This window comes from Massilia sp. Root418 (genome assembly GCF_001425265.1).
In the GTDB taxonomy this organism is placed as follows: domain Bacteria; phylum Pseudomonadota; class Gammaproteobacteria; order Burkholderiales; family Burkholderiaceae_D; genus Rugamonas.
In genome coordinates this window covers 1-25,952 of the sequence record NZ_LMEC01000011.1, presented here as the reverse complement: position 1 = coordinate 25,952, position 25,952 = coordinate 1, and the positions used below count along the sequence as shown (strand labels likewise).

The 25,952-nt window shown below is 64.6% G+C and carries 24 protein-coding genes; 9 read left to right on the top strand and 15 right to left on the bottom strand.

The window, feature by feature from the left end:
• Positions 1-124: 124 nt before the first annotated feature.
• Genes ASC94_RS07665 through ASC94_RS07655 form a run of 3 tightly spaced genes read right to left on the bottom strand, consistent with a single transcriptional unit; the run spans position 125 to position 2,721 of the window.
• The gene (locus ASC94_RS07665; RefSeq protein WP_056392947.1) at positions 125-919 is read right to left on the bottom strand and encodes an ABC transporter ATP-binding protein; all 795 of its coding nucleotides are present in this window, start codon (positions 917-919) and stop codon (positions 125-127) included.
• Positions 919-1,734: an ABC transporter permease gene (locus tag ASC94_RS07660; RefSeq protein ID WP_056392944.1), complete on the bottom strand. Its 816-nt coding sequence runs from the start codon at positions 1,732-1,734 to the stop codon at positions 919-921. The genes ASC94_RS07665 and ASC94_RS07660 overlap by 1 nt, the downstream gene beginning before the upstream one ends.
• 9 nt (positions 1,735-1,743) lie before the next feature.
• Positions 1,744-2,721: an ABC transporter substrate-binding protein gene (locus tag ASC94_RS07655; protein ID WP_056392942.1), complete on the bottom strand. Its 978-nt coding sequence runs from the start codon at positions 2,719-2,721 to the stop codon at positions 1,744-1,746.
• A 265-nt stretch (positions 2,722-2,986) separates the two neighbouring features.
• Here ASC94_RS07655 and ASC94_RS07650 point away from each other — a divergent pair, with 265 nt between their 5' ends.
• The 3 genes from ASC94_RS07650 (at position 2,987) to ASC94_RS07640 (ending at position 7,377) form a co-directional block, all read left to right on the top strand.
• A complete protein-coding gene (locus ASC94_RS07650; RefSeq protein WP_056392940.1) occupies positions 2,987-5,311 on the top strand; it encodes a hypothetical protein in 2,325 nt (774 codons plus the stop codon).
• Positions 5,312-5,406: 95 nt separating this feature from the next.
• Complete coding sequence (gene ffh, locus ASC94_RS07645) at positions 5,407-6,774, top strand: signal recognition particle protein (protein WP_056392938.1); 1,368 nt, start codon at positions 5,407-5,409, stop codon at positions 6,772-6,774.
• A gap of 222 nt (positions 6,775-6,996) precedes the next feature.
• The gene (locus ASC94_RS07640; protein WP_056392937.1) at positions 6,997-7,377 is read left to right on the top strand and encodes an SWIB/MDM2 domain-containing protein; all 381 of its coding nucleotides are present in this window, start codon (positions 6,997-6,999) and stop codon (positions 7,375-7,377) included.
• A gap of 153 nt (positions 7,378-7,530) precedes the next feature.
• Here ASC94_RS07640 and ASC94_RS07635 read toward each other — a convergent pair whose 3' ends face one another.
• From ASC94_RS07635 to ASC94_RS07620, 4 genes are read right to left on the bottom strand one after another with little or no spacing between them, the layout of a single operon-like run.
• The gene (locus ASC94_RS07635; protein WP_056392935.1) at positions 7,531-8,931 is read right to left on the bottom strand and encodes an alkaline phosphatase; all 1,401 of its coding nucleotides are present in this window, start codon (positions 8,929-8,931) and stop codon (positions 7,531-7,533) included.
• Between the two features lie 16 nt (positions 8,932-8,947).
• On the bottom strand, positions 8,948-10,501 hold the full coding sequence (locus tag ASC94_RS07630) for an alkaline phosphatase (RefSeq protein ID WP_056392933.1): 1,554 nt from the start codon (positions 10,499-10,501) through the stop codon (positions 8,948-8,950).
• Positions 10,502-10,558: 57 nt separating this feature from the next.
• A complete protein-coding gene (locus ASC94_RS07625; RefSeq protein WP_056394917.1) occupies positions 10,559-11,167 on the bottom strand; it encodes a lytic transglycosylase domain-containing protein in 609 nt (202 codons plus the stop codon).
• A gap of 56 nt (positions 11,168-11,223) precedes the next feature.
• The gene (locus ASC94_RS07620; protein ID WP_056392931.1) at positions 11,224-12,960 is read right to left on the bottom strand and encodes a proline--tRNA ligase; all 1,737 of its coding nucleotides are present in this window, start codon (positions 12,958-12,960) and stop codon (positions 11,224-11,226) included.
• A 204-nt stretch (positions 12,961-13,164) separates the two neighbouring features.
• On the opposite strand from ASC94_RS07620, the gene ASC94_RS07615 reads away from it, so the two are divergent.
• On the top strand, positions 13,165-13,890 hold the full coding sequence (locus tag ASC94_RS07615; RefSeq protein WP_229417202.1) for an RNA pyrophosphohydrolase: 726 nt from the start codon (positions 13,165-13,167) through the stop codon (positions 13,888-13,890).
• 56 nt (positions 13,891-13,946) lie between these two features.
• On the opposite strand, the gene ASC94_RS07610 is transcribed toward ASC94_RS07615, so the two are convergent.
• Entirely contained in the window at positions 13,947-14,528 is a 582-nt protein-coding gene (locus ASC94_RS07610; RefSeq protein ID WP_056392929.1) for a malonic semialdehyde reductase, read from the bottom strand.
• A 107-nt stretch (positions 14,529-14,635) separates the two neighbouring features.
• Here ASC94_RS07610 and ASC94_RS07605 point away from each other — a divergent pair, with 107 nt between their 5' ends.
• Positions 14,636-15,067 carry a DUF1841 family protein gene (locus tag ASC94_RS07605; RefSeq protein WP_056392927.1) on the top strand — a complete coding sequence of 144 codons (432 nt, stop codon included), beginning with the start codon at positions 14,636-14,638 and terminating at the stop codon, positions 15,065-15,067.
• A 74-nt stretch (positions 15,068-15,141) separates the two neighbouring features.
• Here the strand turns inward: ASC94_RS07605 and ASC94_RS07600 are convergent, their stop codons facing one another.
• Entirely contained in the window at positions 15,142-17,253 is a 2,112-nt protein-coding gene (locus ASC94_RS07600) for a M36 family metallopeptidase (RefSeq protein ID WP_056392925.1), read from the bottom strand.
• Between the two features lie 176 nt (positions 17,254-17,429).
• On the opposite strand from ASC94_RS07600, the gene ASC94_RS33585 reads away from it, so the two are divergent.
• A complete protein-coding gene (locus ASC94_RS33585; protein WP_056392923.1) occupies positions 17,430-17,807 on the top strand; it encodes a hypothetical protein in 378 nt (125 codons plus the stop codon).
• A 283-nt stretch (positions 17,808-18,090) separates the two neighbouring features.
• On the opposite strand, the gene ASC94_RS07590 is transcribed toward ASC94_RS33585, so the two are convergent.
• Both ASC94_RS07590 and ASC94_RS07585 read right to left on the bottom strand, forming a co-directional pair.
• Positions 18,091-18,432: a cytochrome c gene (locus ASC94_RS07590; RefSeq protein WP_056392921.1), complete on the bottom strand. Its 342-nt coding sequence runs from the start codon at positions 18,430-18,432 to the stop codon at positions 18,091-18,093.
• A gap of 11 nt (positions 18,433-18,443) precedes the next feature.
• Positions 18,444-18,782: a cytochrome c gene (locus tag ASC94_RS07585; RefSeq protein ID WP_056392919.1), complete on the bottom strand. Its 339-nt coding sequence runs from the start codon at positions 18,780-18,782 to the stop codon at positions 18,444-18,446.
• A 196-nt stretch (positions 18,783-18,978) separates the two neighbouring features.
• Here ASC94_RS07585 and ASC94_RS07580 point away from each other — a divergent pair, with 196 nt between their 5' ends.
• The 3 genes from ASC94_RS07580 to ASC94_RS07570 are packed head-to-tail and all read left to right on the top strand — an operon-like array spanning position 18,979 to position 21,612.
• Positions 18,979-19,845: a MoxR family ATPase gene (locus ASC94_RS07580; RefSeq protein ID WP_056392917.1), complete on the top strand. Its 867-nt coding sequence runs from the start codon at positions 18,979-18,981 to the stop codon at positions 19,843-19,845.
• Positions 19,845-20,441 (top strand): GNAT family N-acetyltransferase, encoded by a 597-nt coding sequence (locus ASC94_RS07575; RefSeq protein ID WP_056392915.1) that lies wholly within the window; start codon positions 19,845-19,847, stop codon positions 20,439-20,441. The genes ASC94_RS07580 and ASC94_RS07575 overlap by 1 nt, the downstream gene beginning before the upstream one ends.
• 1 nt (position 20,442) lies before the next feature.
• Positions 20,443-21,612, top strand: a complete 1,170-nt coding sequence (locus ASC94_RS07570) for a VWA domain-containing protein (RefSeq protein ID WP_056392913.1) — start codon at positions 20,443-20,445, stop codon at positions 21,610-21,612.
• Between the two features lie 3 nt (positions 21,613-21,615).
• On the opposite strand, the gene ASC94_RS07565 is transcribed toward ASC94_RS07570, so the two are convergent.
• From ASC94_RS07565 to ASC94_RS34220, 4 genes are all read right to left on the bottom strand, one after another.
• Positions 21,616-22,296 carry a DUF4214 domain-containing protein gene (locus ASC94_RS07565; RefSeq protein ID WP_082616344.1) on the bottom strand — a complete coding sequence of 227 codons (681 nt, stop codon included), beginning with the start codon at positions 22,294-22,296 and terminating at the stop codon, positions 21,616-21,618.
• A gap of 75 nt (positions 22,297-22,371) precedes the next feature.
• On the bottom strand, positions 22,372-22,650 hold the full coding sequence (locus ASC94_RS07560) for a PAAR domain-containing protein (protein ID WP_056392908.1): 279 nt from the start codon (positions 22,648-22,650) through the stop codon (positions 22,372-22,374).
• A gap of 11 nt (positions 22,651-22,661) precedes the next feature.
• Entirely contained in the window at positions 22,662-23,504 is an 843-nt protein-coding gene (locus ASC94_RS07555; protein WP_229417201.1) for a tetratricopeptide repeat protein, read from the bottom strand.
• A gap of 179 nt (positions 23,505-23,683) precedes the next feature.
• Positions 23,684-24,079: a phospholipase D-like domain-containing protein gene (locus tag ASC94_RS34220; protein ID WP_373888109.1), complete on the bottom strand. Its 396-nt coding sequence runs from the start codon at positions 24,077-24,079 to the stop codon at positions 23,684-23,686.
• Between the last annotated feature and the right edge of the window lie 1,873 nt (positions 24,080-25,952).

The window sequence follows — 25,952 nt, the reverse complement described above, 5'->3', positions numbered from 1 at the left end:
GGCTGCTGCATGCGGCGGCTGGCTGGCGGGGCTGGCTGGCGGGGCTGGCTGCTTGCGGCGGCGGTCCGGCGGGTTACGCGCTCTGCGCTAACCCGCCCTACGGGGCTGCTGCTTGCGGCGGCGGCTAATCTGCCGCCGCCATGCGCAGTTCGTCGTTGTGGTGGCGCTGCTGCTCTTCCATCACCAGCTGGCCCAGCTCGCGCTTGAGGGCGTTGAACCCGGCGGCGGCCGGGTCGCGCCCGCGCGGCAAGTCCACTAGCAGGTCGCGCTTGACGGTGCCGGGCCGGTAGGTCATGACGACGATGCGGTCGGCCAGGTAGATGGCTTCCTCGATGCTGTGGGTGACGAACAGGATGGTCTTCTTCAGCTCGGACCAGATGCGCAGCAGCTCGTCCTGCAGGTTGCGCCGCGTGAGCGCGTCCAGCGCGCCGAAGGGCTCGTCCATGAGCATGATGGGCGAGTCGAGCGCCAGCACGCGCGCGATGGCCACGCGCTGGCGCATGCCGCCCGACAAGTCCTTGGGAAAGCGGTTGCGGAAGTCGCTCAGCGACAGCATGGCCAGCAGGCGCGCCACGGTGGCCTCGATGGCGGCCTTGTCCAGGCCCTTGATCTGCAGCCCGAAAGCGATGTTGTCGGCCACCGTCATCCACGGGAACAGCGCGTACTCCTGGAATACCATGCCGCGCTCGGGCCCCGGCCCTGTCACCGGCTTGCCGCCGGCCACGATCCGGCCGCTGCTCGGCGGCGCGAAGCCGGCCACCGCGTTGAGCAGGGTGGACTTGCCGCAGCCGGACGGTCCCAGCAGGCAGACGAACTGGCCCGGCGGAATGGCCAGGTCGATGTCCTTGAGCGCCACCACGTCGCGCTCGGCGGTCTGGAACACCTTGCTGACCTTGGAAATGACGATATGGTCGTCCATCAATGCTCCAGTCCCCGGTGCCAGCGCAGCAGGTGGTTGTTGAGGCGGTTCATGCCCACGTCGATGGCCAGGCCCAGCAGGCCGATGGTGATCATGCCGGCAATGATCTTGTCGGACCAGAAGTATTCGCGCGCCTCCAGGATGCGGAAGCCCAGCCCGTTGTTCACCGCGATCATCTCCGACACGATCACCACGATGAAGGCGGTGCCGATGCCGATGCGCACCCCCGACAGGATATAGGGCACGGCGGCCGGCAGCATCACGCGCAGGAACATGGTGCTGCCCGAGGCGCCCAGGTTGCGCGCCGCTCTGATATAGATGCTGTCGACCTGGCGCACGCCGGCGATGGTGTTCATCAGCACCGGAAAGAACGCCCCCAGCGCAATCAGGAACACGGCCGGCGGGTTGCCCAGCCCGAACCACAGGATGGACAGCGGAATGTAGGCGATGGGCGGAATCGGGCGCAGCAGCTGGACCAGGGGATTGAGCCAGGCGTACACGCGCGCGCTGGCGCCCATCGACAGGCCGAGCGGCAGCGCCAGCCCGGCGCCGATGGCAAAACCCACCACCACGCGGTACAAGCTGCCCAGCGAATCGTGGATCAGTTCGCCCGACAGCGCCCACAGCAGCCAGTTGCCTTCGGTGTAGGGCTGCATCGGCAGCAGATAGGCAATCCATTTCTCCACCACCGCCAGCGGCGAGGGCAGCACCTGCGGGTTGACCCAGCCCAGCATGGCCACCGCCTGCCATAGCGCGATCACCAGCGCCGGCACCACCAGGCCCACGCCCACTTCTCGCCACGCGATGCGTCCCATGCCGCCTCCTTATTTCACGTTCAGGCTTTTCTTGGCCGCGTCCAGCAAGTCGGTCTTGACCCAGTCCTTGGCCACGGGCGGCTTGGCCATCTTGCCGACCCCGGTTTTCACCATGACGTCGGTGGTGGTCTGGATGTGCTCGGGCGTGATGTCGTAGGAATACGGCGAATTGCTGATCGCGTCCTGGAAGTCGTCGCTGCTGATCTGGCCCTTGAACACCACCTCGCGCACGTATTTCTCGGCCACGGCCGGCTGGTCGATAAAGGTCTTGGTGGCCTCGACGAAGCAGCGCATGAACTTCTCGGCCAGCGGGCGGCGTTCCTTGTAGAATTTTTCCGTCATCACCATGGTGCGGATCGGCTCGCCGATCGGGGTGTCGTAGGGCTTCAGGATTTCCGTGCCGAAGCCCTTGTTGAGCGCCTGCGAGGACTGCGGCTCGGACTGCATCATGGCGTCGATGTTCTTGCCCAGCAGCGCCTGGTTCAAGTCCGCGTAGGCCAGCAGCACCAGCTGCACATCCTTGCCCGGCTGCTCGGAGGCGGTCAGCCCGGCCTGCTGCAGCTCGGCCAGCAGCAGCACTTCCTGGATGCCCCCGCGCGTCACGCCCACCCGCTTGCCCTTCAAGTCCTTGACCGATTTGAGCTTCAGGTCGCTGCGTCCCACCAGGCGCGCGCCGCCCTTGGCGAAACCGGCCACCACCACGATGGGCGCGCCGCCGGCCCTCCCGGAAATAGCCGCCTCGGACGCGGTGGTGCCCACGTCCAGTTCGCCGGCGATAATGGCCTGCATCACGTCCAGCCCCTTGGCGAACATGTGTTCCTCAACCTTGATGCCGCACTTGGGCGCGATCTCTTTTATATAGGAGACGGCGCCGTAGTGGGCGAACTTCAGGTTACCCAGCCGCACCACTTCCTGGGCCTGCGCCGCTCCCTGGCCCGCCACCAGCAGCGCCATTGCCATTACCGTTGCGATTGCTTTGAATTTCATCAAGGTCTCCTGTGGATGACAAACCGTGCTGTTACGCCAATTTTTCTTCTGCATTAATAGTACAAGCGTTGCCCGCAATCCAGAACAATTTTTTCACGCCGCCGCGCCGCGCTGTCACGCTTCGTTACAAAAGCGCCGCACCGGTGTGACATTGCGTGAGTTTGTGCGCCGCCGGGACACGGTACAGTCAGCGCGCCGCCTGCATTTCTCTTTCAATATGCTGGCGCATGGGACAACTCCTTCACCTGCCACCACGGAGACATCAATGACAGTACGTATTTCCTGGCTGCCGAGCGCGGCCAAGCTGGCCGGCCTGGCCGCGCTGCTCGCGCTAGGCGCCTGCGGTGGCGGCGGCGGCACGCCGGCCGCCCCCGGCCCCACGCCGCCCGCCACCGCTGAAACGCTGGCCGTATCGGCGCCGGTATGGCAGACCAGCGCAGGCGGCAAGTCCATCGGCCTGGCCGCCAGCACCGCCACCGGCACCGTGCCGGCCTGGACCTTGGCTGCGGGCAGTCCCGGCAGCCTGTCGGCCGCCAGCGGCGCGGCTGTCACCTATGTGCCGCCCGCTAACGTGGCCGCCATCACCCAGGTCACCGTGCACGCTGCCGTAGGCAGCCTGAGCAAGGCCATCAAGCTGACCGTGTACCCGGACCCCGGCCAGCCCGGCCTGGCCCTGGTGGCCGGCCGCACCGGCCCCACCGATGGCGCACCCGCCATTGACGGCCAGGGTGAGGCGGCCCGCTTCAGCCGTCCGCTGTTGATGGCCAGCGCACCGGACGGTTCGCTGTACGTGATTGACCAGGACGGCCAGCCGTCCCAGGAGAACCGCTTCAGCGTGCGCCGCGTGAGCGCGGCCGGCCAGGTCACCACCCTGTCGACCGGCAACGACCTGGCGCCCGGCTTCCCGGTATCGGTCACCAGCATCATGGCCGACCGCGACGGCACCGTCTACCTGACCACCGGCGCGCGCCACTCGCTGATGCACCTGAACGCGTACGGCGGCGCCGTGTATAAACTGGGCGCGGACGGCAAGCCGGTGCTGGTGGCCGGCGTGGCCCCGCACGACAAGACCGCCAGCGACGCGCTGGTGGACGGCCCGCTGGCTGCGGCCCGCTTCGACGCCCCGGCGCTGGCCGGCTTCGACGCCGAGAACAACCTCTATCTGTTCGACGTCCCGCGCGTCGCCAGCGGCTGGCCCTACCGCAAGATCACGCCGGCAGGCGAGGTCAGTACCGTGAGCGCGCCGCCCGCCGACGTCACCGGCCTGCCCGACGGCAGCACCGAGCGCTACGCCGCCGTGCCTGCCGAGGGCGTGGTGCAGCGCCTGAATGCGGACGGCAGCAAGACGGTGATCGCCGGCATCAGCGGCCAGGGCGGCGAAGTGCTGGGCGAGCTGCCCGGCTTGCTCAGCGGCCCCGTCGGCCTGATCCCCGCCGGACCGGCCACCTACGCGCTGTTCTCCGGACAGCGCATCGTCAAGCTGACCGTGCCGCGCATCCCCTACGCCCCACCCACCCTGTCGGTGACCGGGCCGGCCGTGCCGGTGCTGGCCGGCGGTGCGCCGGTGGCGCTGAGCGCGCAGGCGGGCCACGCGGCCGTCGCCACCTGGCAGCTGCTGAGCGGCTCACCCGGCAGCCTGTCGGCCACCAGCGGCCCCAGCGTGAACTACATCCCGCCGGCCAGCGTGGACTACGCCACCACCGTATCCATCCTGGTGCGCGCCGGTGGCACCGGCAAGGTGCTCAGCTTCGAGCTCTTCCCTTCACCCGGCACGCCCGGGCTGTCGCTACTGGCCGGCAGCCCTGCCGACAGCGGCGCCTTGGCCGACGGCCAGGGCGCGGCGGCGCGCTTCAAGCACCCGTCGCTGCTGACGGTGGACGCGGTCGGCAATGTCTACGTGGCCGACCTGACCGGCGACGTCAGCGTCGACTTCCCCGAGCCCTACGGCCTGGCGCTGCGCAAGATCACGTCCGACGGCACGGTCGTCACCGGCTACCGCAACGACGGCCTGCTGCACAGCGCCACCGGGATCGCGGTTGACCGCGCCGGCAACCTCTTCCTGTCCACGCATCCGGCGCGCGTGCGCTACCAGCCGGGGCGCGGAGGGGCCATCTATAAAATCGGCGCGGCCGGCAAGCTGGAGCTGTTCGCCGGCGCGGAAAGCTACACCAGCGGCGATCCGGAACGCGTGGACGGTACCGGCCCGGTCGCGCGCTTCTATTCGCCGACACTGGCCGGCATCGACGGTGCCGGCAATCTGTATGTGCAGGAATTCTCGGAAAGCACGCCCACCGTGCCCGTGTACCGCAAGATCACGCCGGCCGCCGTCGTCACCACCATTGCCGCGCTCCCGGCAGGCCTGCAGAACGCGCCCGACGGCAACCGCTACACGCCAGGCAACTACACCGTGCTGCGCACCAGGCCGGACGGCAGCCAGGCCGTGGTGGCCGGCGTGAACGGCGTGCCCGGCACCAAGCTGGGCGCCCTGCCCGGCGGCCTGGACTACACCCCGGCCGTGGCCAGCGCCGGCCCCGGCGTGCTGGTGCTCATTTCCGGCGGCGCCGTGCTGCGCCTGGTGCTGCCGCAATAGCGTTGCCGCACTAAGCGAAAGAAAGGCGCGCATGAGGTAAAATGGCGCCTTTCCGGCCTGCCGCCGGACCATGCATATTAATTAGTAGGTTGACCATGCTAGACAATCTGACCCAGCGCCTTGCCAAGGTCGTCAAGACCATGCGCGGCGAGGCGCGCCTGACCGAAGCCAACACCGCCGAGATGCTGCGCGAAGTGCGCATGGCGCTGCTGGAGGCCGACGTGGCCCTGCCGGCCGTGCGCGACTTCATCGCCAAGGTCAAGGAAAAAGCCCTGGGCGAGGAAGTGATCTCCTCGCTCACGCCGGGCCAGGCCCTGGTGGGCGTGGTGCAGCGCGAGCTGGCCGCCCTGATGGGCGCCGACCTGGGCCCGGAAGCGTCGCAGCTCTCGTTCGCCCAGCAGCCGCCCGCCATCATCCTGATGGCCGGCCTGCAGGGTGTGGGTAAGACCACCACGGTCGGCAAGCTGGCCAAATACCTCAAGGAAGAAAAGAAGAAGAAAGTGCTGACCGTCTCGGCCGACGTCTACCGTCCCGCCGCGATCGCCCAGCTGCAATCGGTGACCGGCCAGGTCGGCGCCGACTTCTTCCCCTCCACCGCGCAGGACAAGCCGGTCGACATCGCGCTGGCCGCGCTGGACTGGGCGAAAAAGCACTACCACGACGTGCTCATCATCGACACCGCCGGCCGCCTCGGTATCGACGAAGAGATGATGAAAGAGATCGCCGCCGTGCACAACGCGGTCAAGCCGATCGAGACCCTGTTCGTGGTCGACGCCATGCTGGGCCAGGACGCCATCAACACCGCCAAGGCTTTCAACGACGCGCTGCCGCTGACCGGCATCGTGCTGACCAAGCTGGACGGCGACTCGCGCGGCGGCGCCGCGCTGTCGGTGCGCCACGTGACGGGCAAGCCGATCAAGTTCGCCGGCGTGAGCGAAAAGCTGGACGGCCTGGAAGCGTTCGACGCGGCCCGCATGGCCAGCCGCGTGCTGGGCATGGGCGACATCATGGCGCTGGTGGAAGAAGCGCGCAAAGGCGTGGACGCCAAGGCCGCTGCCGACCTGGCCGCCAAGGTCAAGTCGGGCGGCAAGTTCGACATGAACGACTTCAAGGCGCAGCTGGGCCAGATGAAGAAAATGGGCGGCATGGCCAGCTTGGTCGACAAGCTGCCGGCCCAGTTCCAGCAAGCCGCCGGCGGCGCCAATATGGACCAGGCGGACAAGCAGGTGCGCCGCATGGTCGGCATTATCGACTCCATGACCCCGGCCGAACGCGCCAAGCCGGAGCTGATCAAGGCCACCCGCAAGCGCCGCATCGCGGCCGGCGCCGGCGTGCAGGTGCAGGAAGTGAACCGCATGCTGAACCAGTTCGAGCAGATGCAGACCATGATGAAAAAGCTCTCCGGCGGCGGCATGATGAAGATGATGCGCTCCATGAAGGGCATGATGCCGGGCCTGCGCTAAGGGTTTGCGCGGCGGCGCAAGCCGCATGAACAAAGGGGTCAGGGTTAGTTTTGAAGCCGTTTTAAACTAACCCTGACCCCTTTTTTTCACTCTGGCGGCCTTTACGTGGCGTTTCCGAGAAAAAACTCGAAAAACACTTGCATAGTCGGCAAATCCCCACCAATATTAGCCGTGCGATTGAATTGCGCAACTTTTCCCTGTGTTCGTTAAGGAGGCTCGAATATGGCAACAGCCAAGAAAACCCCAGCAGCACCAGCAAAGAAAGCAGCAGCAAAGCCTGCGGCCAAGAAGGCAGCACCGGCCAAAACCGCCGCCGCCAAACCAGCCGCCGCCAAGAAAGCAGCAGCACCTCGCAAGCCGAACGCCGCCTTCATGAAGGAACTGACCCCATCGGCCTCGCTGGCCGCCGTGGTGGGCGCCTCCCCTCTGCCACGCACCGAAGTGACCAAGAAAGTGTGGGACTACATCAAGAAGCTGAACCTGCAAGACGCGGCCAACCGCCGCATGATCAACGCAGACGACAAGCTCAAAGCCGTTTTCGGCGGCAAAGCCCAAGTATCCATGTTCGAAATGACCAAGCTGATTTCCGATCACTTGAAATAAGAGCCTGCGCGTGCGCAGCGCACATCAAGCCCCCGTCGCACGCGCGGCCGGGGCCTTTTTTTCGCCCGCAGCTTTGGCGGGTTACGCTTCGCTAACCCGCCCTACGCACGCACGGTAGGGCGGGTTAGGCGGAACGCCGTAACCCGCCGTGCTTCAAAAGCCGAAAGCCTGCTTCATCAGCTCGAACACCCTTGTGTTCTCCATCGTCCCCTTGAAACGCTGCGCGCCCGCGCCGGCCGCGTACAGCTTCACGTCGCCGCCGCCGTGGGTTTCGCCCTTGATGCGGACGCCCGTCTCCTGGTGGTAGTGGTCGCCCAGCGCAGTCTCGCTGGCGACATCCGCCCGCGCATTGGGCCGGTTCGGTCCGTTGCCGAACACCAGCGCCGTGTAGCTGCGGCCATCCGCGTCGCGCGCCGGCGTGCCGTCCGCGTTGCGCACGATGTCCAGGATGGGATTGCCGCGCCGCGCCGTGCCGTTGAAGGCCAGCGTATGGTCATGGTCCGCCGTGACCACGATGAGCGTGTTGCGCAGGCCCGGGTCGAGCAGCTGCATGCGGTCGATGGCGGTCTGGATGGCGTCGTCGAACGCCACCAGGTCCACCAGGGCCAGCTTGGCGTTCGAGTCGTGCAGGCCGTGGTCGATCTTGCCGCCTTCGACCATCAGGAAGAAGCCCTCGGGCTTCTCCGACAGCAGCGTGATGGCCTTGGACGTCATCTCCGACAGCGACGGCTGCGTGGCCGCCTCGCCTTTCGCGTTGCGGGCGCTGCGTTCCAGCTCATAGGCCAGGTGGTCTTCCTTGGCGTACAGGCCGATGAACTTGCGGCCCGGCTTGGCCGCCTCCATCTGCGTGCGGTCCGTGGCCACGGCGTAGCCGCGCGCGGCCAGTTCGGCCAGCAGGTCGCGGCCGTCGGCGCGGCCCTTGGTATTGTCGGCGCTGTAGGGCGTGAAGTGGTGGAGGCCGCCGCCCATCAGCACGTCCAGGCCGTCGCCCAGCGCGCTGTTGTAGCCTGCGCCGCCCGGCACCGCCTGCACCGCGATGGCGTAGCCGCTGTTGCGGTGGCAGCTGTGTGCGTAGGTCGACGCCGGCGTGGCGTGCGTCGCTTCGGTGGTGGTGACCGCGCCCACCGCCTTGCCGTGCGCCTTGGCCAGCTCCAGTATCGTCGCCGCCGGGCGGCCGTTGGCGGCAGCGCAGGTGTCGATGGTGAGGTTGCCGTGCGCATCCTTCTTCGGCGCGCTGGCCTTGGTGTCGGGCGACATGGAGATCACCTCGTTCTGGATCTTAACGCCGGTCATGTAGGAACCCATGGAGGGCGCGCTGTCGGTGGTCTGTGCGTCCTGCGAGTAAGTCTTGATGCGCGCCACGCGCTCCATGCGCTCGAACTTGAGCAGGCCCTCTTCCTTGTACTGGTAGATGCGCGCGGCGGTGATGGCGGTCGGGCCCATGCCGTCGCCGAGGAAGAAGATGATGTTCTTCGCTTCGCCGGCGTGGGCGCCGGCGGCGGCCGTGGCAACGGTGGCGGCCAGCAGCGCCGGGATGATCAGCTTGCGTTTCATATGATATAAATCCTTTTTACCAGCCGGCTGCGTTCTTGATCAGCGTGTGCACCTGCGTGTTCTCCAGCGTGCCCCGGAAGTCCGCCGCGCGCGCGCCGATGGCGCCGAGGTAGACGTCGGTGCCGCCGTTGGTGGCCGCGCCGGGCGCCATGCGCACCGTGGCTTCCTGGCGGTAGGCCGCTTCCGAGACGATGGCGTCGCTCAGCAGCGAGCCGCCGGCGCGGCTGCCCTGCACGCGGTTGACGCCATTGCCGTAGCCGATGATGGTGTAGGGGACGTCGTCCAGGTCCTTGTAGTACTGGCCGTCCGTGTACTTGCGCACCAGGCCCAGCACGCCCGGTTCGGTGGCGGTGGTCTTGCCGGTGCGGATGGAGTAGCCGTTCAGGATCAGGGTGCTGTCGCTGCTGGCGGTCATGACGATCAGGGTGCGCTTCAGGCCTGGGTCGATGGCCTGCATCTTGGCGATGGCCGTCTTCAGCGCGGCGTCCAGTGCCACGGTTTCATCCAGGGCGCGGCGCGCGGTCGAGGCGCGCTGGGCGTGGCCGATCTGGCCGTTGCCCACCACCAGGAAGAAACCCTTGCCGCTCCTGGCCAGCAGGTCGATGGCGGCCGAGGTCATGCCCGGCAGCGAGGGCTCCTTGCCGTTCGCGGACACGCCAGCGCCAGCCGTCGCCGTCGCGGACGGCGCGTGCAGCGCGCCGTTGAACAGGCCAACCACGCGCCGATTGTTCGCCGCGGCCGCAGCAGCAGGTGAGGCAGCCGATGTGGCCGGTGCAGCCGATGTGGCCGGTGCAGCCGATGCGACGGATGTGGCAGATCCAGCGCCCGGCGCCGCCGCGAGCGCCGCCAGCGCGGCCGCGTCGGCCGCCTGCGTGTAGCCCTGGGCGCGTAGTTCGGCCAGCAGGTCGCGGCCGTCGGCGCGCTTCTGGAAGTACTGCGCGCCGCCGCCGAGCACCACGTCCAGGCCGCCGGCCAGCTGCTCGTTATAGCCTGCGCCGCCCGGCACCAGCGCGGCCGCGATCTCCTCGTTGCGCGAGGCCTGGCAAGTGTGCGCATAGCCCGCCGCCGTGAGCGGGTCGGTGACGCTGGCCGCGTTGACCACGCCCGCCGCCCAGCCGCGCTTGCGCGCCAGCTCCAGCAGCGTGGCCGGCGCACGCGGCGCGGCGGCGCCGCCGGCCGGCGCGCAACCGGTGACGGCAAGCTGGCCGTTGTTGGCCTTCAGGCCCGTCATATAGGCCGACATGGCAGCCGCCGTATCGGTCACCTGCATGTCGTGGGAATAGGTTTTCACGTAAGCCGATTCAGGCAGCGTGTCGATGGCCAAGTCGCCCGACTCGCCCACCGCGTAATTGCGCGCGGCCGTGAGCGTGTTGAAGCCCATGCCGTCGCCGACCAGGAAGATGATGTGCTTGAGCGCCGCGGACTCTGGCGGCATGGCCGGCGGCTGGGGCGCCTGTACCTGCGGGCTCTTTGGCGAGCCGGTGCCTGCGCAACCGGCGAGGGTCGCTGCAATCGCTGCAATGGCGCTCGCGGCAACCAATGCCCGCGCGCGCTGAATCCGATTTTTCATGGCCTGCCCTCGTATCGCAAAGGCAGCCATCTTATCTGAATTCGGCACTGCGGAGAATCAGATCGGGGGGATGACTTTCCAGTTGTTCCAGGCCGCCAGCACCGCGTTCGGGTAGTCCGGCCGGCCGCGCGAGCCGTTGTAGCGGCCCAGCGCCAGGAACAGGTTGCCGCTCTCCATGTCGATGTACATGCGCAGGATGGCGCAGCCGTAGCGCAGATTGGTCTGCATGTTGAACAGCTTGCGGCGGTCGCTGTCGCCGATCACATTGGTCCAGAACGGCATCACCTGCATGTAGCCGCGCGCGCCCACCACGGACACCGCGTACTTGCGGTAGGCCGACTCCACCTGGATCAGTCCCAGCACCAGGCCCGGCTCCAGCCCGGCGCGGCGCGCTTCGTACCACGCCGTTTCCAGGAACTCGGTGCGCAGCTGCTCGTCCGGCAGCTTGCGCTTCAGGCGCGCCGACATCTGCCCCAGCCACAGCTCGTAGCGCTGGCGGTCGGCCGCGTTGGCAAACGATGGCTTGGGCGGACGGGCGTCCAGGATGGCATTCGACAGCGCCAGCCGCACCGAGTCGGCCAGCGCTTCTTCCTGCTGGTTGCCGGCAAAGCCGAACGGCGCGCTCAGCACGCCGGTCGAGAAGGCCAGCACGTGCCACCAGCGCAGGGGGCGGGCCCAGAACCGGCGCCGTTCCGCGCCCCTGCGCTGATGGGCGGCGGTGCTCACTGCTGCACTTTGCCTTTGATGAACTCGACCACGTCGGCCAGCGGCACGGCGGTCGCTTCGGTTTCGCGGCGGCCCTGGTATTCCAGGTTGCCTTCCTTCAGGCCGCGCTCGCCGATCACCACGCGGTGCGGCACGCCGATCAGTTCCCAGTCGGCGAACATGGCGCCCGGGCGCAGGCCGCGGTCGTCCACGATCACGTCGATGCCGGCTGCCTGCGCGGCGGCGTACAGCTTGTCGGTCTCTTCCTTGACCAGCTCGCTGCGGTCGTAACCCATCGGGCACAGCACCAGCTCGAACGGCGCCAGCGAGGTCGGCCAGATGATACCCTTGTCGTCGAAGTTCTGCTCGATGGCGGCGCCCAGGATGCGGGTCACGCCGATGCCGTAGCAGCCCATCTGCAGCGGCGCGGCCTTGCCGTTCTCGTCCAGGAAGGTAGCCTTCATGGACTCGGAGTAGGCGGTGCCCAGCTGGAACACGTGGCCCACTTCGATGCCGCGCTCGATTGCCAGCACGCCCTTGCCGTCCGGCGAAGGATCGCCTTCGACCACGTTGCGCAGGTCGGCCACCAGGGCCGGCTCGGCCACGTCGCGGCCCCAGTTGGCGCCGGTGTAGTGGAAGTCTTCCTCGTTGGCGCCGGTGATGAAGTCGGCCATGTTGGCCACGGTGCGGTCGGCCACCACGGTGACCGGCGCCTTGGTGCCAATCGGGCCCAGGTAGCCCGGTACGCAGCCGTACACTTCCAGGATTTCCGCCTCGGTGGAGAAGCGGTAGTTGCCCAGGCCGGGCACCTTGCCCAGCTTCACTTCGTTCAGCTCATGGTCGCCGCGCAGCAGGACCATGAAGTAGTCCTTCCTGACGTCGCCATTTTTACCCTCTTGCTCCACGGTCAGCGCCAGGGTCTTCAGCGTCTTGCTCAGTTCGGTGCCCAGCAGCTTGGCCACGTCCTCGCACTTGGCGGCCTTTGGCGTGGACGCCTTCACCAGTTCCGCGCCGGGCGCAGGACGGGTGCCGCTGGCCAGGGCCTCGGCCGCTTCCATATTGGCCGCGTAGTCCGAGGTTGGGCAGTACACCAGCGCGTCCTCGCCGGTGGAGGCGATCACGTGGAATTCATGCGAACCGGTGCCGCCGATGGCGCCGTTGTCGGCCGCCACCGCGCGGAACTTCAGGCCGAAGCGCGTGAAGATGCGGGTGTAGGCGTCGAACATGACCTGGTAGGACTGTTGCATGCCGGCCAGGTCGCGGTCGAAGGAGTAGGCGTCCTTCATGGTGAACTCGCGGCCGCGCATCAGGCCGAAACGCGGACGGCGCTCGTCGCGGAACTTGGTCTGAATGTGGTAAAAATTCAACGGAAGCTGCTTGTAGGATTTAATTTCCGAACGAACAACATCGGTGATCACTTCCTCGGACGTCGGCTGGATGGCGAATTCGCGGCCATGGCGATCCTTGACGCGCATCAGTTCGGCCCCCATCTTGTCCCAGCGGCCGGTCTCCTGCCACAGCTCGGCCGGCTGCACCAGCGGCATCAGCAGCTCAATGGCGGCGGCATTGTTCATCTCTTCGCGCACGATGGCTTCGACCTTGCGGATCACCTTCAAGCCCATCGGCATGTAGGTGTAGATACCGGAGCCCAAGCGTTTGATCATGCCCGCGCGCATCATCAGTTTGTGGCTGACAATCTCCGCGTCGGCAGGCGCTTCTTTGAGAGTTGAAATAAAAAATCGGGAGGCACGCATACGGTGAATTCTTTTTTAAAAAGAGAGAGTTATAATCAACCTAATTTTAAAGGATTAGCTGGCTGATGCGTCCATACTTTATACAAATGCGTTCATTAGATGGCCCGCCGACGGTTTTCGTACCCCGAAAACCGGGCTGGCGCGCAGGTTTGTGGGCAAAAATATAAGAAGGACGTACTGCAAGCAGAAAGTTTGAGGTGCAACATGCTCGACCGTGAAGGGTTTCGGCCCAACGTCGGCATCATCCTGCTGAACGCCCATAACGAGGTGTGGTGGGGCAAGCGGGTGCGCGAGCACTCTTGGCAGTTCCCGCAGGGCGGGATCAAGTACGGCGAAACGCCTGAACAGGCGATGTACAGGGAGCTTGAGGAAGAAATAGGATTACGGGCGGAACACGTCAAGATCGTCGGCCGCACCCGCGACTGGCTGCGCTATGAAGTGCCGGACCACTTCATCAAGCGCGAGATCCGCGGCCATTACCGTGGCCAGAAGCAGATCTGGTTTCTGCTGCGCATGTGTGCGCGCGACAACGACGTCAACCTGCGCCTGACCGACCACCCCGAGTTCGACGCCTGGCGCTGGCATGAATACTGGGTGCCGCTGGATGTGGTGATCGAATTCAAGCGCGACGTGTACCAGCGCGCGCTGCAGGAGCTGTCCCGCTTCCTCACGTGGCCGGCGCATGGCAATGGCAACCGCCACCATACGTCGCGCTACCTGCGCCAGCCGCATGCTCCCAGGAATGGCAGCGGCGGCAACAATGGCGGCGGTGGCAATGCCGGCAACAATGCCAGCAAGGCCAGTGCCGCGGTGGCAGCCAATGCCGCCAACGCGGCAGCGGCGATGGGTGCGCCGGAACTGGTGGGGGGCGATCCCTGCGGTTGCACCCCGGACGATGCGCCCCGCATCGTGCTGCCGGGCCAGGAATAAGCTAGTCAGCAAGTCAGCAGACAAGAACGGACGCTTCGGCGTCCGTTTTTTTATGCTCAAACGATCTTGCACGCCTGGTCGAACGGCAGGCGTGGCGCGCGCGGGCGCACTTTTTCCGGCACGCCATAGCCCAGGCTGCACAGGAAATTGGCCTTGAGCGTGGTGCCGGCAAAGAAGGCTTCGTTGACCTTGCCCTCATCAAAACCGGACATGGGGCCGCAGTCCAGACCGAGCGCGCGCGCCGCCAGGATCAGGTAGCCGCCCTGCAGCGATGAGTTGCGCATGGCAAAGGTGTCGATCGCGGCGCTCTTGCCGGCAAAGAAAGCCTGGCCGTCGACATGCGGCGACAGCAGCGGAAACTGCTCGTAGAAGGCCAGATCCATGGCCACGATCACCGTCACCGGCGCCTGCTCGATCTTGGGGGCATTGCCGGCCGAGGCGCAGGCGGCCAGCCGGGCGCGCTGCTCGGCCGACTTGACGAACACGAAACGCGCCGGCGAACCGTTGAAGGCAGTCGGTGCCCATTTCAGCGTGTCGTACAGCTGGTGCAGCTGGGCGTCGCTGACGTCGCGCGGCTGCCAGCCCTGGTGCGTATGGGCTTGTTGGAAAAGGGTATCGAGTGCGTCTTGGTCCAGCATGCGGCCTCCGGGAAAGATGGTCAAAAGTACAAGGGCGGATCGGTGCAGCGTACACAAATCCGCGCCAAGGTACAATATCGGCTTATCCGCAGCCTTGCCTCCCTCTTATGTTTAATCCGTCCTCCGACGACGTGCGCCGCTTCTTCTGCGCCGTGTACCAGAAGCTGCGCGCCAACGAGATCCTGACGCCGCTGGAAACCATGGCGGGCGACTGGATCCGCCACCACCCCGAATACGAAGACGTCCTCAGCGACGTGGATGCGGCCCTGGCGCGCGACTATTCGGTCGACTCCGGCCAGACCAATCCTTTCCTGCACTTGTCCATGCACTTGTCGATCGACGAGCAGATTTCCATCGACCAGCCGCCCGGCATCCGCGCGGCAGCCACGGCGCTGACCTTGAAGCTGGATTCGGCGCACGAGGCGCAGCACCAGATCATGGAGTGCCTGGGGGAGATGATCTGGAACGCCCAGCGCAGCGGCCAGCCGCTGGATGGGCTGGCCTATATTGAGGCGGTGCAGCGGCGGGTTACGCGCTGACGCGCTAACCCGCCCTACGTTCCCGTTTCCCGCGCACAGCGGGGCGCGCCCCGCGTAACCCGCCGCACGCGGCCTTACCAGCTGGCCGACAGCGTGTACTTGCCGCTGGTGGCGCCGGTGCCGCCGCTGTAGCGGATCACCTTGGCGTACAGCACGCCCGCCGCCGTGCTGGTCACGGTATCCACCAGGCCGGTGCCCTTGGTGCTGGAGGTGAGCTTGGTGCCGGCGCTGTTGTACAGCTCCAGGTCGTAGTCCGAGCTGGCGTTCGGGGTCAGCGTTACCGTCAGCGTCTTGCCGGTCGGCAGGGTCACCTTGTAGTAATCCACGTCCGCATTTGCGCTGATGGTGCCGTTCACCGTGGTGCCGGCCGTGCTGATCACCTGCGCGGTGCCGGTGCTGTCGTTGCTCTCCGTTTCAGCGATGGTGGGGCCGCTCGGTGTGGACGACAGGATGCCCTGCGCCTCGAACTTGGCCTGGAAGGTGTTGGCGTAGCTCAGGTCGGACGGGTACAGGGTCTTGGCGGCGTTGACGATGGCGGTAGCCATGGCCGGCATCTTGATGTTGCTGCCCAGGCCGAAGTGCGCTTCCAGGATGATCTGGTCGATATTGCCGCGCGGCTTGCCGGCCGCGATCAGCGCCACCATGGACTGGTACAGCGGCGCCGACCACAGCTCGTCGGACTGGAAGGTGACGCCGTTTTCCGTCACCGACTGGTGCGCGCCGTAGGTCTTGCCGCTGTTGTACTTGGCGTCCGTGCGGTTGAGCATGCGGCCGGCCCAGCAGGCGCCGTGGCCGTCCCAGCTGAAGGCCCATTCCGGGTGGAAGGTCTTGCCGTTCGGGGTGCTGTAGGAATACGAGGCGGCCCAGTAGTCGCCGAAGCCTTCGCCCATGGCGCCCGTGTCGCCGCCGCTCCAGCCCGAGTTGATGTTGCGGTGGATGCCGTGGCCATACTCGTGCAGGATCACGTCCGCGTCTTCGCTGTCGTTCACGCAGCCGTGGCCGAAGGCCAGGTAGTCGGTGCTGCCGCTATAGCTGTAGTGCGAATTGTCGTCGCCGTTCAGGCCGTCGGTGTCCACGTCCAGCGGGCGGTTGATGATGGACTTGGTGCCGGTGAAGCCCAGCGACTGGATGTAGCGCTGGTTCTGGTCCAGGTGGAAATAGACGTTGGTGTCGTCGAAGGCATTGCTGCCGCGCTTGGCGGTCCACACGCCGTTGGTGGTGGTCGAGGGCGCGGTGTTGGGCGCTTCGATGTTCTTGATGTTCACGTACGGGCCGGTCAGCGTGTAGTTGCTGCCCACCACGGTCAGGTCGCGCAGGGTCTTGTTGGAATAGGCGGCGTCAAAGGCGGACGCGGCCGAGGTGTCGGTCAGCGCCTCGGTGTTCAGCGTGGTGCGCGGGTCTGGATCGAAGGCGTAGCCCGAGCCGTTGATGCCGGAGGCCAGCGTGGCGGCCGGTGCGGTGGCGCGCAGCGCGGTGCGGGTGGACTGGGCGTCGCTTGCGGCCTTGGTGGCGCTGCGGCGGTCCAGCACGGCACCGCCAGCCTTGGCGCGTGCTTCCAGCGAGCGCTCGCCCTTGCGCGGGATGGAGGTGGAGTAGGAATCGATCAGGCTGCCGTCATGCGCGTTCAGGTATTGCACGAAGCCGCCGGTCGGCATTTGCGCTTCGATGCTCACCTTGCGCGCCAGCTGCACGCCGTCCTTGCTGGGCACCCACACCAGCTCGGTGCGCGGCACGTCCACCAGCGGATGCTGCACCTTCATATTGTTCCAGCCCTTGTCCAGCGCCTGGTCTTCCGAAATCTGCGACTGGTTGTACAGCTGGTTCACGGCCTTGGCGTCCACCTCGTCCGAGATATGGCGGGTTTCGTTGAAGATCTTCTGCAGTTGCCCGCCCTTGCTGATCGACACGATGATGACCGCGCGGTCCACCGGCAAGCCGCGCAGCATCTGCTGGTAGTGGTAATGCTTGCCGGTCAGCGACTCCTGCACCTTCACCAGCACCAGGTTGTTGAGCGAGGCGGGCAGGCCGAAGCGGGCCGCGTTCTGGCGCAGCGCGTCCTCGGCCGAACCGGCCTTGGTATTGGAGAACAGGGTCAGGTTGTCCACTGCGCGGCTGTCCGCATGGGCGGCGCCGGCGTAGGCGAGGACGATCAGGGAAGCGAGGATGGGACGGGCAAAGTGGCGCATGCGGCAATGACTCCTGTCGGTTCGGTTGAATGGTGCAGCCGAGTATAGCCACGCGTTTTGCGCCTTTGTAAAAGCGGGCCTTTTTAGACAGAATGCTGCGTTTTGTTCAATTTGAGACAATTTGGCGAACGCGCCGGGGCGGGCTAAGATGGGCCAACTGACAAGGAGCAAGGCCTATGCGACGACTGATTTCCCTGACCCTGGCCAGCGCGCTGGCCGCCGGCTGCGCCCTGCCGCCCGCCCAGGCCCAGCGCGCCGCCGCGCCTGCGGCAGCCATCGAGGACGCGGAGCCGGAAGTGACGAAGGAAGTGGCTGCCGCGCTGGCGCGCAAGAGCGCCGAAGCGGGCACGGCGGACGCGGCGCAGCTGCGCGCCTGTCCGGTGCCGCTGCAGCTGGAGCTGCTGCGCCGCAGCGTGGACGGCGAAGAGCGCAGCTATCTGTACCGGGTGCGCTGCCCCGCCCCGCTGCAAGTGTTGGCCACCTACGGCAAGAACGCCAGCATCAAGCGGCTGACGGTGCAGGCGGAGCCGGCGGGTTACGCGCCTGCGCGCTAACCCGCCCTACACGCCCCATGCGTCCCACGCGCCCCGTGCGTCCCATGCGTCCCATGCGTCCCATGCGTCCCATGCGTCCCATGCGTCCCATGCGCCCCATGCGCCCCACGCGGCATCCGCCATCGTGGCATCGTGGCATCGTGGCATCGTGGCATCGTGGCATCCTGGCATCCTGGCATCGTGGCATCCCGTAGGGCGGGTTAGCGCGGCAGCGCGTAACCCGCCGCACGCGGCGTAAAAAAAGCCACGCAATGCGTGGCTTTGTCCATGCTCCAGCGCCGTATCAGCGATGCACGGCCAGCGTACCCGGCAAGCTGTTCAGATAAGCCGCCAGATCCTTGATGTCCTGGTTGGTCAGCGGCTTCACCTGGCCCGTCATGATGGCGTTGCTGCGGCCGTTGGCGGCGTCGCCGCGCTTGTAGGCCGTCAGCGCGTGCTGCAGGTAATCCTTGTGCTGGCCCGCCAGCTTCGGATACGACGGGTCGATCGGGGAATTGTAGTCCTTGCCGTGGCAGGCCGCGCAGCTGTATTTCTCGGCCAGCGCCTTGCCGGCGTCGACGTTGCCGCCGGCGGTGGCGGCGAAGGAAGCGGATGCGCAGAACAGGGCGATGATCAGTTTTTTCATGTCGTTAAGCCTCATTTCTGCGCGGTTTTCTGGGTCTGCTGCGAATAGTAAGCAGCGATGTCGGCGATGTCCTGATCCGACAGGCTGACGGCGATGCCCTTCATGGAAGGATGCTTGCGCTCGCCTTTTTTGTAGCCTTGCAACGCGTTCTCGATGTACTTAGCCGATTGGCCACCAATCATGGGCACCTGAAACACTTCCGGGAAGGTGGCTTTGTAGCCGGGGATGCCGTGGCAACCGATACACATTTCGATCTTGGCTGGAGCCGCCTTGGCGTTTCCAACGATGTCCGCCGCTGCGGCAACGTTGGCGATGCCTGCGAGCACGAGAACTGCGTAGATTTTTTTCATGGTGGATGGCTAGGTTAACGTCAGTAATATTTATTGATACTGCGTGATACAGTAGTCGCAAAAGTTGACTTTTACACTACCAGCCAACGATTCTAACCCAATAACAAGTTGCGAGTCCACATCATCCGCCCACAGTGTGGTATAGCGTTCTGGCATATACTCGGGGCATTCATTTTCCACTAAGAGACGCCATTTTATGCAAGCAAACCAGGGCCAAGGCCAACGCTTCCAGGGTTCCGAGAACTACGTTGCCACCAATGACTTGAAACTGGCGGTGAACGCCGCGCTGACGCTGCAGCGTCCGTTGCTCATCAAGGGCGAGCCAGGCACCGGCAAGACCATGCTAGCCGAGGAAGTGGCCGCCGCGCTGGACATGCCGCTAATGCAGTGGCACATCAAGTCCACCACCAAGGCGCAGCAGGGCCTGTACGAATACGACGCGGTGTCCCGCCTGCGCGACTCGCAGCTGGGCGACGAGCGCGTGCGCGACATCCACAACTACATCGTCAAGGGCGTGCTGTGGCAAGCCTTCACCGCGCCCGAGCCGGTGGTGCTCTTGATCGACGAGATCGACAAGGCCGACATCGAATTCCCCAACGACCTGCTGCGCGAGCTGGACCGCATGGAGTTCTACGTCTACGAGACGCGCGAAATGGTGCAGGCCAGGCACCGCCCGCTGGTCATCATCACCTCCAACAACGAGAAGGAACTGCCGGACGCCTTCCTGCGCCGCTGCTTCTTCCACTACATCAAATTCCCGGACAAGGACACGATGGAGCAGATCGTCAAGGTGCACTACCCGACCTTGAAACAGGAACTGCTGGCCACTGCGCTGCAGACCTTCTACGAAGTGCGCGACGTGCCCGGCCTGAAGAAAAAGCCGTCCACCTCCGAGTTCCTGGACTGGCTCAAGCTGCTGCTGGCCGAAGACATTCCGCCCGAAGCGCTGCGCAGCAAGGACGCCAAGGCCGCGGTGCCGCCGCTGCACGGCGCCCTGCTGAAGAACGAACAGGACGTGCACCTGTTCGAACGCCTGGTGTTCATGAACCGGACCAACCGCTGATGAACGGTGCCCTGGCCAACTTCGCTGCCGTCACGCTGGAACTGAACGGCGTGCGCCTGGAGCCGCTCGGCCCGCAGCACGCGGCCGGCCTCCTGGCCGCCGCCAGCGACGGCCAGCTGTGGAAGCTGCGCATCACCTCGGTGCCCGAGCCGGAGCAATTGGACGCCTACATCGCCACGGCGCTGGAGATGCGGCCCGGCCGCTTTGCCTTCGCCGTCATCGACAGCGTGACGGACGAGGTGATCGGCACCACCAGCTACCACGACATCGTGCCCGCGCTGGACCGCGTGGAAATCGGCTACACCTGGTACGCGCGCAGCCGCCAGCGCAGCTACGTCAACACCAGCTGCAAGCTGATGCTGCTCACGCACGCCTTCGAAACGCTGGGCTGCGCCGTGGTGGGCTTCCGCACCGATAACTTCAACCACGCCTCGCAAGCCGCCATCGAACGCCTGGGCGCGAAGAAGGACGGCGTGCTGCGCCACCACGCGCTGCGGCGCGACGGCACCGTGCGCGACACCGTCATCTACAGCATCGTGCGCGGCGAATGGCCGGAAATCAAAGCGCACCTGCGCTACAAGCTAAGCAGAGACTGACATGCTGATCGATTTTTTTTTCACGCTGAAAGACGCGAAGATCCCCGTCTCCATCAAGGAGTTCCTGACCTTGCTGGAAGCGATGCAGAAGAACGTCATCGACGCCTCGATGGACGACTTCTATTATCTGTCGCGGCTGACGCTGGTGAAGGACGAGGCTCACTACGACAAGTTCGACCGCGCCTTCGCCCAGTACTTCAAGGGCATCAACGGCGCCTTCGACACCAACAGCGCCATTCCGCTGGACTGGCTGATCAAGCGCATGGAGCGCGAGCTGAGCGACGAGCAGAAGGCCGCGCTGGAGAAGTTCGGCTACGACAAGCTGATGGACCGCCTGAACGAGCTGCTAAAGGAACAGAAGGAGCGCCACGAGGGCGGCAGCAAATGGATAGGCACGGGCGGCACTTCGCCGTTCGGCAACGGCGGCACCAACCCGGAAGGGATCCGCATCGGCGGCAAGGGCGGCAACCGCACGGCGGTGAAAGTATGGGAGGCGCGCGCCTACAAGGACTATGACTCCGAGCGCGAGCTGGGCACGCGCAACATCAAGGTGGCGCTGCGGCGCCTGCGCAAGTTCGCGCGCGAAGGCCACGAGGACGAGCTGGCGCTGGACCAGACCATCCGCGCCACCGCCAACAACGCCGGCTTCCTCGACATCAAGATGCAGCCCGAGCGCAAGAACAACATCAAGGTGCTGATGCTGCTCGACGTGGGCGGCACCATGGACGACCACATCGAACGCACCGAAGAGCTGTTCTCGGCCGCCAAGACCGAATTCAAGAACATGGAGTTCTTCTACTTCCACAACTGCGTCTATGACTACCTGTGGAAGAACAACCGCCGCCGCAACGCCGAGCGCTTCCCCACCTGGGACGTGCTGCGCAAATACACGCCGGACACCAAGGTGATCTTCGTGGGCGACGCCACCATGAGCCCCTACGAAATTCTGCAGCCGGGCGGATCGGTGGAGTACAACAACGAGGAAGCCGGGTCCGAATGGCTGGCGCGCTTCACCAGCACCTTCCCCAAGTTCATCTGGCTCAATCCGGAACCGGAAGGCCTGTGGCAGTACCGGCAGTCGATCGCCGTCATCCGCCAGCTGATGAACAACCGCATGTTCCCGCTCACCATAGAAGGCCTGGAACGGGCCATGCGCATGCTCAGCAAGTAAGGGTTAGACGAAAGGCTGGTAATCCACGCCGTCCTGCATCTTGCCGATCAGCTGGGCGTAGTTCTCTGCGCTCTCGCTGAAGCCGACCAGCACGCCAGCCACAGTATCCTTGCCGGTGGTGAGGATGTTGACCCAGTGCTCCAAGCCGGCCGGCTCCGGCGCGCGGTGCAGCACGTTGGCGTACAGCCGCACCACGATGTCCACCGCGCTGGCGTTGCTGCCGTACGTGGCGCGGAACTCATCCGAGTTGACAAAGCCCTGCGCCACCGCGCGCAGGCTGTCGCCGTGGTCCAGGTGCGAAATCCAGAAGCCCAGGCCCACCTCGTCGGGCTCGCGGTTGAACGCCGCCTGGTACAGGCGATAGGCTTCGCCGCCGTTGCCGTCGATGTCCAGCGCCACCGCGCCATCCGCGAAATTCAGGCGCTCGACATTCAGCAGCAAGTCCAGCCCGTCGTCGCCGACCAGGTCCTTCACCCAGAACTGCCCGCCGTCGGCCAGCACCGAATACTCGTCGCGGTAGCCGTTGTAGAAGGCCTCGTCGATGCCGGTGCCGCCGTTCAGATAGTCGTCGCCCCGGCCGCCGAACAGGGAATCGTAGCCGGCGTAGCCGTAGATGTCGTCGTCGCCCGCAGTGCCGTCGAGGTTGTCGTCCCAGTCGGTGCCGTCCAGTATGTAGCCCATCATGCTCTCCTTGCGCAATCGATGGCTAATCTTAGGCCGCGCGATAGGCGCGAATGCGAAGAATTACAATTTGTTTCGCTATCCCACGCTGGCGTTGACGCGGCCAATCAGCGTGCAGCCACACTCGGTCTTGCAGCCGTGGACAGCCACCGGCTTGCCGCCCGCAGTCAGCGTCTCATGTGCTGTGACGATCTTGTTGATGCCGTGCGGCTTGCCACCCGGGTAGATCTGGGGGCAGCTAACCTGGTCCCCCAACCGCGCGATAGCCTTGCCGCCTATGTCATGCGTCGGCGACCCACTGATCACTTTTCCGCCATGGTCGGTGCAGTCCCCGACGACGATGATTTTTAAAGGCATTTGGGACTCCTTCAGTAACTGGGTGGCCCGGCAGGGTCGGGATCCATCGCGTCCTGAATTCCTCGCCACTCCGGCAGTTCAGCAGGCGGTAGGGGGAGGAGTAAATCCAAACGGCCAAATCTCAGATCAGGATTGAGGTCGAGGGCCTCCGCAATTTCCAAATAGCGCCGATATCGTTCCATGTCAATGCCAAGACCCAACGGAGTCAGCAGCCCCTCCCGCTGACTCTCACCCGCCTCGCTCCCGAAAGCCAGATACAGATGTGCCGCGCTATCCTTACTGCCGAACTTAACAGCATCTTGATGAAAGCGCAGAGCCTCCATGTAGTGCGATTGCCCGCGGGCCCTCCTGCCAAGAAGGGTTGCGGCGGGTCCATGCCCTTGCAGATAAGCGCATCGAATCATCTTATCCTCGGCATCATGCCTTCCGGCATCGCGATATGCTTCCGCCAATGCCATTTGCGCATCGGGGCTCCCCAACTCAGCGGCTCTAAGATAGTATGCCCAGGCAATATCCCAATCATAGTACGCCCCTCCATATCCATATTGATGGGCGACTCCCACGTCGTAGTATCCCCACGGTTGCCCGGCTTCCACCGCCATGCGCGCGATAGCGACCGATTTGAACTCATCTTGATCCAGGACCTTGTTCTTTGGCAGAGGCCCCAACCCGTACAAGTAGAAATGCGCCAGCAATGCCCGCGCTCCCCAGTCCCCCTTATCAGACGCAGCTCTCACGTCTGCAAGAATTTGCGTCAATTCATCCTTGGTGAACTGCCACGCAATCTTGCTGCGCCATCGATTCCTTGCCTCGATATACATTTGGTATGGTTCAGGATCCCGTATTTTCGGCATGTGTGCTTTCCAACGATCACAGGTCGGAACGGGCGCAGTTACATCAAATCGGAAAAGGCCAGGAGGGAAGGCATGCATGGCTTTGTACCTTACATGGTCAATATAAAAGTAGATAGCTGTGGCGGTTAGAACACCTGCAAGCGCCACCAAGCCTAAGCGTTTTGAGTTCGCATACATGGCTACACCACCGGTTTTCCCGGCTTACGGCCAACATGAAACCTCATCAATTGTCCGTTTAGCGCCCGACCGCTTGCCTTACTATCCTCATTTTCCTGCATTGCGTCACGCCAGGACAAGAAGGTCTGCGCCATGCTTGCAAACTGCGGAGGTCCTGGCTTTCCAGTACACTGTACGAAGAGGTCGCAGCGGAGCTTGTACGCGACATCCATGGCGTCACTCAGCACATTCAGTTCGCTGTCCAGCGCCATGCTGCGCAGATTAAGATTCGCGGAGCCGATAGTGAAGGCAGCGTCGTCGACTATCGCCACTTTGGTGTGGATGTAGATTTCTTCATAGTCAGTCGCCCTGAGTACGCCGACCTTGGGCTGCGCAGCACATGTCCAGAGCGATCCCATGACGACGTTAATGCCAGATTCAGCCAACTCCTCGGGGGTGGCGGGCCTCGGCGCTTTGCCGCTCTTCGCACGCTCCAACGCCTCGTTATGCTCATACTCCATGGTCTCACTCTGTCCCAGCTTCTCGGCCACGTCATAGGTCGGCAGATCCATGCCGTCGCTCTCCGGCGTCGAGGTCAGAATGAACACATAGATCGGCTTCAGAAACCCGCCGTCGCGCAAGCGCTGCACGCACTGTTTCAAATGCTCGGCCCACGGCTCGTACTGCACGTACTGATTCTGAATGAAGNAGATCGGCTTCAGAAACCCGCCGTCGCGCAAGCGCTGCACGCACTGTTTCAAATGCTCGGCCCACGGCTCGTACTGCACGTACTGATTCTGAATGAAGATGTAATGCTGGATCTGCCGCGTCATGTTGGCGTAGCACTCCTTGATCGACTTCTCGCCATGCAGTGGCTGCGTGCGCAGCAGTTGGGCGCTGTGCTGGCCTCGCGCCAGCTTGAACGCGGACGATGTTGGCGTAGCACTCCTTGATCGACTTCTCGCCATGCAGTGGCTGCGTGCGCAGCAGTTGGGCGCTGTGCTGGCCTCGCGCCAGCTTGAACGCGGACGACGGCAACGCGTTGCGCTGCGCGATGAACTCGGGTTCACGCTGCGGAACAACAGCGTCCACCACAACTTTTGTAGCCTTTTGCGCAAGCCGAACCGCAGGCGGTGTCCWGGAGCCCAGCTCCCCCAGCAGTGACTTGGGCCGCTCCGACTCYTGCCACGCCTGGCAGAAATTGTGGTTCAAGTCCCATAGCACAGGGCCGCGCACWCGGCAGGAGACGTCCTGATACGGCTTCACAACCCAACTGTCCTGCTCCAGGTAGGCCTGGACCGCACGCTGCTTTCTAATGATCTCGTCTTCGGTGGGNCGGCAGGAGACGTCCTGATACGGCTTCACAACCCAACTGTCCTGCTCCAGGTAGGCCTGGACCGCACGCTGCTTTCTAATGATCTCGTCTTCGGTGGGCTGGTAGCCGGGCGCGCCGGGAGCGAAGACCTGCCCCTGTTTCCAGGCATGTGACGGGTCTTTTTTATGAAAGCGCTCGCGGCGTGGATCGCGAAASMGGTGCTGCTCGGTGTCCCAGAAGTCGGTGACGAAATTGTGACCCATCACATAACCTGCCGCAATGGATGGCTCCAGATAGTCAATCAGCATCATCTTCTGATGGTGGCTTGCATAGAGCTTCGCGGCCGTCGCCGAGAATCCGCCTGGCGCAGACTCTCCTGCGAGAGACTTTTTGAGCAGACTTGCGGGCACCTTTCTGATCCGGAATTCGATGTTGGCCAACTCACCAGCGCAWGCTTTCTCGAACCATTCGGCGTTGTAGAACTGGTGGTCTTCGCTGTAATACCCACTGCGCAAGCAGCCTATCGCCGGGAATTGCAAGCCATAGTATCCGGGCACGTTCTTCATCAGGAACTGCGCCGCGACATCGTCGTGCCAGATCACTATCCGCACCTGCACCGGATGGTCCTTGCGGCTGGCAACTTCGCGCAGAAGTTCACCCGCGCGCTGCCCAGCCTGGGCAGCCGCGCCGCGCACCAGCACCATGCCCGGATCGAATCCCCAGCTGATAATGTCGATGCAAYGCCTGGCATTGCGGATATCCTGCTCCAGCCTGCGAAACAGGTTCTCGCCGCAAATCACCGGCTCCAGTTCGCAGCCATGGCGCGGCACATAGACCTTCTCCGGCGTGCGCACCCACCACGGCAAGGACAAGGACTGGTATGGTCCCGCGCTGCGGTTGTAGCCCAGCTTCTGCTCGTATAGCCCGGCGTTGGCATTCATGCTCATGGCTKCTCCTTATGTGTCGCGAGTAACGAT